Below are 6,633 nucleotides of genomic sequence, written 5' to 3'. Positions count from 1 at the left end.
CCTCTTTACAATGGATGACGCCAAGTCAGACGCGATCGGTGCAGCCATGATAACGGGCGGCGAGATCGACGAGCGCTGAACGTCAACACCTCAGACCTGAGCGGCTACGTAAGACGGCCAGCCTGGACGCCGCTATTCCACGCCCGCGACCGCCCACACATCAAGGGCAGCAGCTCCCTCTCTGATCTTCTTCACCGGGATATACTCCGGCGAACCCCAGAAGGCGTGAATCGCATACATCGAGGGAAACTCGAAGATCACCATCCTGCGTCCGTCGTGCCGGCCTTCCAGGGCTTCCACGGCGGCGCCCCGAACAATGAACTTTCCACCAAAGCGCGCAATCAGCGGAACGACCGCGTCTCGGTACTTCTGGTACTGAGCCTCATCGCTAATCGTGCTCTGGACAATCAAATAAGCTGCCACGTGGATGCCTTCCCTTTTCTGGTTCCAGCTATTGGACGGTAGCACCCCAGACGCGGTCAAGGGCATCGTCGGCAAGCGACCGATCTATCGGCGGATTAACTGGCGGGTCGAAGCACCCTGAGCGTCCAAGTCTTCTGTGAGCTAATGCTAAAGATACAACAGTTCCAAATGGACCCGCATCTTCGAGCGACATCTCCGCAGCCTCAAAAGTGGAGGTTAATTTGGCGCGCACCTGGGAAGCCCACCCGTGACGTATCCCAAACTACCTCTGGGTAATTGCCCCCATCTACCCCAAACAGGTAGATACCGGATTGGAGAACCTTCGAAACAGGTGATGTTGGCCCGCCAAAGTAGTTCTTGGGTAAGAAAGTAAGCGCCTGACCAATGGACTTTAAGATTGCTTGTTTGTGTATGAACGCCAACCCGGCAGCCAGGGGTGGAGATCAGAGTCCGCTCGTTCTTGAAGACGTGCTCCACCTCAGCGTGCTCCCAATCTGTGCGCGCGGAATCGAATGTCCGATCTCGTCTCATACGATCGGCAGCCATTCGCATCGCTAAGAATTCGCCTGCCTGCTCTACAAGCATCTCCTTTGCTTCCACAAACGAAAATATCGACAAGGGCGGCTGTCTCTCAACCACCTGCAACAATACAGAACCATCCCTTGGCTTATTCTTCCGTTCATCCATTCCTAAGAGATAGCTTAAACTCACCGGCGTCCTTTCCAGTAGTACCGGCACCCCGATTCTAAGCTCCATGAGCACTTCCACGTCGCGGAGAAACTGTGCGATGTTAAGTTCAATATCGGTAATGGGAGGGAGATCCTCGATGAGACTGCTCACGCTCCATCGATCAGCTCGTAACATACGGAAGATGATGCCTTGAGCGAGGGCCAACTCTCGGGCGTTGAACAATTTCTGGTAGCCGTAGGATCCAACCCGAAATTCCATGAGATAGCTCTCTATTAACTGTCGCTAAGTGCCGAACGCTCACGTTCCGTCGCAAGCGGAACACTAAGCACGCTTACAAAAACATCGGATCATAACTGCGTCGCCCCCTTGTTACACACGTCGTGACGACGACACCTCGCGGGTCGCCGTCCCGCGCCAGACAAAGGGCCGGCAAACAACGGCGACGTTGCCCGCTGCTCGAGTCCCAGCGCCACCAACCGGCGCCAGACGGTGATTTCGATGACGTCCAGAGCGCTAGAACCGATCTGACAGCCGCTCTAACCACTAGCACAGTGGCCACGATTTATTACTGCCTATCCCATTGCTAAGAGGAACTCCTCCGGCGCGCTCTACGGTATCGGGCAATCGGTCCCCGGCAATTGCCTATAGTAGCATTGACCACCACTTGCCGAATCGGGCGTCCGTGTCGTCTTCAAAAACTTGGTTAGCCAATTCGGATCGCCCTGCGGGCTGCCGTCGGGGTTGGTGCCTTTAGACGGGAACGCCGTCGGCCGCGGTCGGTGGGGCGTCGGTTTCGTAACGCTTGCATCCGCCGAAAACGAACCGTCATTGGGTAATGTGAAGGAGAACCCGAGGCAGCCTTTCGTCGGGCAATCCAGGTCCTTAACGGCCCAATGGCTGCAAACCTGCTGCGACGTAGAAAGGATGGCCGGATGCAACTTTGCCAAAGGGTCATCCTTGCTGAGAGCCGAGGTACAGGCGCCGCTTGCAGGGTCCTTCCTGCAAAAGTTTTTCGGTTGGCATAGCCCGTTATCCGGAGTTGGTGCGAGTGCCGTGACGTCACTAAAATCGACAGTGACGCTGACGATGCCGCTAGCCGGGTCATAATCCTTGGCCGTCACAAACAGGAACGGCGCTCCTGTCTCGTAGGGTCCCGGTCTGATTTCGCCTGGAATTTCTACCTGGATTGGCTTGATGCTGCCTGCGACAGACGCAGCATCGCGCCCCTTGCCGACATAGATCTGATACGTTTGTCGGCTACTCTGCTTGGCGTAGACAAAAAACACATTGTACGTGTCGCCACCCACGAAGACGTTGAAGGAATTGGTGAGTGAAACGTTGGGACCTCCCACCGTGTTGAACTGCTCCTTCTGCTGCATGTCCCTCGGAACTGCGGTGTCGAGGTAATAAGTAGCGTTGTTGAGCGTCAGGGTTTCACGCACCCCTATGCTCATGCCGGCCATTCGGATAAACGGCCAGCGGCAATTCGGCTGGTTATGATCAGCGCCGCAGCCGCTCGCGTACCACTGGGTCCACTCGCGGCTGCTGCCACCCTGCCCTCCGTCGACACCGTTCAGGTATTGACGATAGAGGGGGACGCCGTAACAAGTCGGGTTAGTACAGTCGCTCGACCAGTTGCTGTCGACGGCATGGTAAATGACCGTCGCGACATAGTCGTAAGGGCTAGTTCGCGCGGTCACCGGCGGCAATATTTTTAGCGTTGGCTTGCAGGCATTGTCTGGCAAATTGTTGGCGCCGCCGTAATTCTTTACGTCGGAGATGTTGGAGGCGCATTCAGGGGTCTCAATCGGAGCGCCGAAAAAATTGTCCTCGTTGATTGAGATTGTCTGGTTGAGGTTTGGCACCCCCGAAAGCGGCGCGAGCGGCGCCGGAAACGTGTTGCTGAGACCCGTCAAGGTGCCGTCGTCATCGTTCAGTTCGGTCTGCCGGTCAATGCTTGTAAAGCTTGCAAAAGTGCCAGGGTTGGTCTGGTTGGCGGCTGAGTTGAAGTTGCAATAGTGCTTGCTGACCGCAGCCTCGTCGGTGATGTAAGTGCCGCCCTGCCTAAAATCGCCTTGCGTCGGCTCGACCAGCGGGTTGATCACGAAATGACGGATTTCGACGTTGCCGAAGAAGAGGTTTCTTGAATGAAAGGCCGGTGGATAGAAGAAGCCGTTAGGCTGCTTCCAACCGATCGCCGCGTTCGGCAGATAGCAGTCGTGGTTCGTCGGGTCGTCGTTGACCACAGACTTTGGGATGCCCTTGATCCGTCCGGTTCCGTAGATGCAACCACTATTATATTTGGAGACCTCGCATTTCGACGTAGTAATATCGAGAAATGCGTTGCCGTCTTGATAGTTGGGGCCATCGTAAATTCGAAACAGCGACTGATTCACAAAAAAGTCGGCAAGCTGGTAGCTGACGCCGTTCTCGGTATTGATGCAGTAATTCGGGACTTGATTAGGATCCAACAATGGATCGCACTGAAGCCGACTATCATTGTTAAAAGGTCCGACATCAGCAGCAAAAGCGTGATAGGTTTGATAGTTATTATCGCCTACTTGAGGCTGGGTATGACCGACAAAGACGCTGCTCTTGGCGACCGCCCAATAGCCTGGAATTAGCGAGGAGTGCGTCATGTCACCACCCGTCACGAAGTTCAGACCGCCGTTCTGAACATCGGTGATGACGCCATTGGCAAAAAGATACCAGTTAGGCCGCAGCCATACCGCTGCTACGGCGCCATCAGCCCAGGTGAAGGATGAGGTAAAATGGCTGAGCACCGTCACGTTACAATTTTGCTCATTACCCGCCGAACAATCCGGGGCTTCGCTGATATAGCGGCCGGAGAACTGGCCGCAGTTTTGGTTATTCAGGCCCGGGGGTTTACTCAGATCTAGAGGCGGACAAGCAGTGGCCGCCTTTCGCCCAAAAACATGCGGGTAATACATATCTCGGAGAATATCGGGTAGCTCTCCCTTAGTGACGGGCGGCGCAAAGCTCCTGACTGCGGCGACGGTCGGAAAGTCGCTTTTCGCGCCATACACAGTAATGCCGTTGCACTTAGGCGCGTCGATTGTCGTCTGGAACGACATCATTGTGGCGGACGCTGAATTCTTAAAGAACACTCTCAGCGGAGTCGCACCGGCGAAGCGTGCATCCTCGGCTCCGTTCCGCTCCGTCTGGAAACCAGCGTATCCGAAATATCCGGCCTTATCGTAGTCCCATTTCATATGGCCATCAGCCCTATTGGGGCCAACGGTATTATTGGGAAAAACAGTATTATCAGAAGTTGGCAAGTCAGGCCGGTCGGAATTCATTACTGGCACCAACCAGTACGCTGCACCGCAGGCACCAGCACCGGCCGCCATGTTGCCCACAAAATTGTTCCAGCCGTTGGTAATCCAGAACACCGTTGGATGTTCACTGTCGGAGCGGGTGCGCACTGCGAAGCCGGCAGGCTCACTCTGCTGCGAGAGGTTGTTTGATAGAATTCCAGGAACTCGGTTCGGGTTTTGTGGATTTTGAATTGCCGCCCGCGCGAAGATTCCAATATTGGAATAAAAGTTGTTGTCAGTTTCAGTGCCGTCCTCAAGAAAAAAGCCGTGGCCGATCGACTTCCAGCCGACATTGCGCTGTAACGTGACGCCCTGCGTACTGTGCAGAACGTACCAGCGAGTATTCGACTCGTTGATCGAGGAATCCTTCACAAAGGTGCCGGGGGGCACCTGGCGACTCTTGTGAAAGTGAACAGGGTAATGCCCCATCTTTCCGCCTTGGCCGAGGTTGGCGAATTCGACCCCCTGAATCTCGATTTTCCGGAACCCCTGGCGAAAAACTGTATGTCCACCGAAGTAACCAGAGAACTGCTCGTTGAGCGCATCGCCGCCGGAAACGATTCGAACACTCCGAGTTAGCAGCGCCACCGCCGCGCGAGTTTCGGCGCCCTTCTCGATCAGGTCTTTGTCCATGCCGCCGTCTTGCAATCTCTTTTGCGATTCTGTGTCAATCCGGCTGCCTATCGGATAGCGCGTGCCGACGTGCAGCCACTTAGCCGCCTCGGTAAAGTCGACGGTTAGGCCATCTGGGATGCTGACATTGTTGATTGTGAAAACTTCGGAGTGAGTCGGCAGATAGTCTGTGGTGGTAACGACAAACTGGCTGAGAAGTTTTTCGGGCTTGCGGAACCAACGCGCGCCAAGCGCACCGTTTGAGTCGTCCAATTTCAGTGACTGCACGCCAGGCGGAAGGTCGCCCGACAGTCGAAGCCAACTGAAGCCCGAGTTTGTTGGATCAGCATCGACCGCGGCATCGTAGGTCGCGCCTTTAAAGCCGTAAATGTACACACTTGCATCGTAAGACACCGCCAAGGTCTTATAGCCGAAGTAGCCTACTTGCCCCTCGGCTGGAGCGGCACCGCATGTACCATTGCTGTTGTTAAAGTTCTGGCCGTTTATGCATCGCCCGTCGCCATGGAGCGGGCCGTATTGGTAAAAATAATCAGAAACGGTCGTATCCAGGCCAGGAATGCACGTCTTTTGTGCCGGCCCGACGGGCCCCGGGCCAGCGTTGATGCCACACCCCGGAAGAAGCGATTTGCCATTGTCATTCCAAGTCGGGCGCGGAATGCCACACGGTCCGACATTGTTATCTGTTCGGGTTTTGCAAAGCACTCCCTGGCCTTGATACTCGGCCGGATTCGCGCCGTTGCTCTGGTCCTTGCCATAGAGATGAATAGTTAGAAAGCCGCCGCTCGTGCCGTAAGGCGTTGTGGGATTGCCGATCTGGAGTACGCCGTTCGCTTCGATGACTATCGAGCTCGCCCAGAAATCAACGTTTGAAAACTGCGTGGCCGGTTCTTGAAAAATAAGAAAGCCGCCACTGACGATGTTGATCTGACCGTAATAGTAGGCTGCGTCCTGATTCAACGTGCAATATTCGCTGATAACCAGATCGCCTCCTCGGGCCGCCGGCGTATTCGGGGTTGGGCATTGGGCGCGGACCGGACTGACGGTTGCCATTGCCACCAGCAATCCCAAAAGGAGCCAGATCGCCGGCCCTGGCCGTAACGTGCCAACGCAACACCGCGCCTGCGCCACATTAAAGAGATCCATTTGCAATCTCCCCCTTTAACCTGCCGTCTAGAAGCAGTCGCCATCGGGAGTCGCCTACAAGGTGCCCCGACATTTTTCTAAACCGCCGCACGTAAACAACAGGATCGATCTGTCATTAGAGGCCGGTCTCTAAGCAAATAGCTTTAGGCACGTTGGTCCTGAAAGCAACGGCGGCATCTATCTATTTTTCGATAGAGTCGTCGACAAAGCGCTTGCCAAGAGTCGAGATCAGCCGGGTCTTCTCGGCCAGCTAGCCCTCCCTCTCCGCCTCGAGCAGTGCGAGCTTGGCCCGAAGCTGTCGGCGCTCCTGTCTAAGCCTCGAAACCTCCGCCAAAGGTACTTGTTTGTCGCTCATTGCAGCCCATCCATTGGTCCCGCGCTGGGCTTGTCGTCGTACTCAGGCCGG

The 6,633-nt window shown here is 55.5% G+C and carries 3 protein-coding genes; all 3 read right to left on the bottom strand.

The genetic code is table 11. The annotated features are described in order from the left end of the window. Positions 1–132 precede the first annotated feature (132 nt). The 3 genes from RSO01_RS45475 to RSO01_RS45465 all read right to left on the bottom strand — a co-directional run bounded on the left by RSO01_RS45475 (position 133) and on the right by RSO01_RS45465 (position 6,227). Complete coding sequence (locus RSO01_RS45475; RefSeq protein WP_147157242.1) at positions 133–489, bottom strand: DUF1330 domain-containing protein; 357 nt, start codon at positions 487–489, stop codon at positions 133–135. A gap of 150 nt (positions 490–639) precedes the next feature. Then, complete coding sequence (locus RSO01_RS45470) at positions 640–1,371, bottom strand: hypothetical protein (RefSeq protein WP_147157241.1); 732 nt, start codon at positions 1,369–1,371, stop codon at positions 640–642. A 350-nt stretch (positions 1,372–1,721) separates the two neighbouring features. Next, complete coding sequence (locus RSO01_RS45465) at positions 1,722–6,227, bottom strand: G8 domain-containing protein (RefSeq protein ID WP_147157240.1); 4,506 nt, start codon at positions 6,225–6,227, stop codon at positions 1,722–1,724. Positions 6,228–6,633: the final 406 nt, after the last annotated feature.

The organism is Reyranella soli (assembly GCF_007992495.1).
Lineage (GTDB): Bacteria > Pseudomonadota > Alphaproteobacteria > Reyranellales > Reyranellaceae > Reyranella > Reyranella soli.
Note: the sequence above shows the minus strand (reverse complement) of the source record. Positions and strands in the feature narration are given on the sequence as shown.

What these genes read in the sequence shown, in the direction of transcription:
- RSO01_RS45475 (WP_147157242.1), bottom strand. Translation starts at nt 489, where the DNA reads ATGCCCTTGACCGCGTCTGGGGTGCTACCGTCCAATAGCTGGAACCAG.
- RSO01_RS45470 (WP_147157241.1), bottom strand. Translation starts at nt 1,371, where the DNA reads ATGGAATTTCGGGTTGGATCCTACGGCTACCAGAAATTGTTCAACGCC.
- RSO01_RS45465 (WP_147157240.1), bottom strand. Translation starts at nt 6,227, where the DNA reads ATGGATCTCTTTAATGTGGCGCAGGCGCGGTGTTGCGTTGGCACGTTA.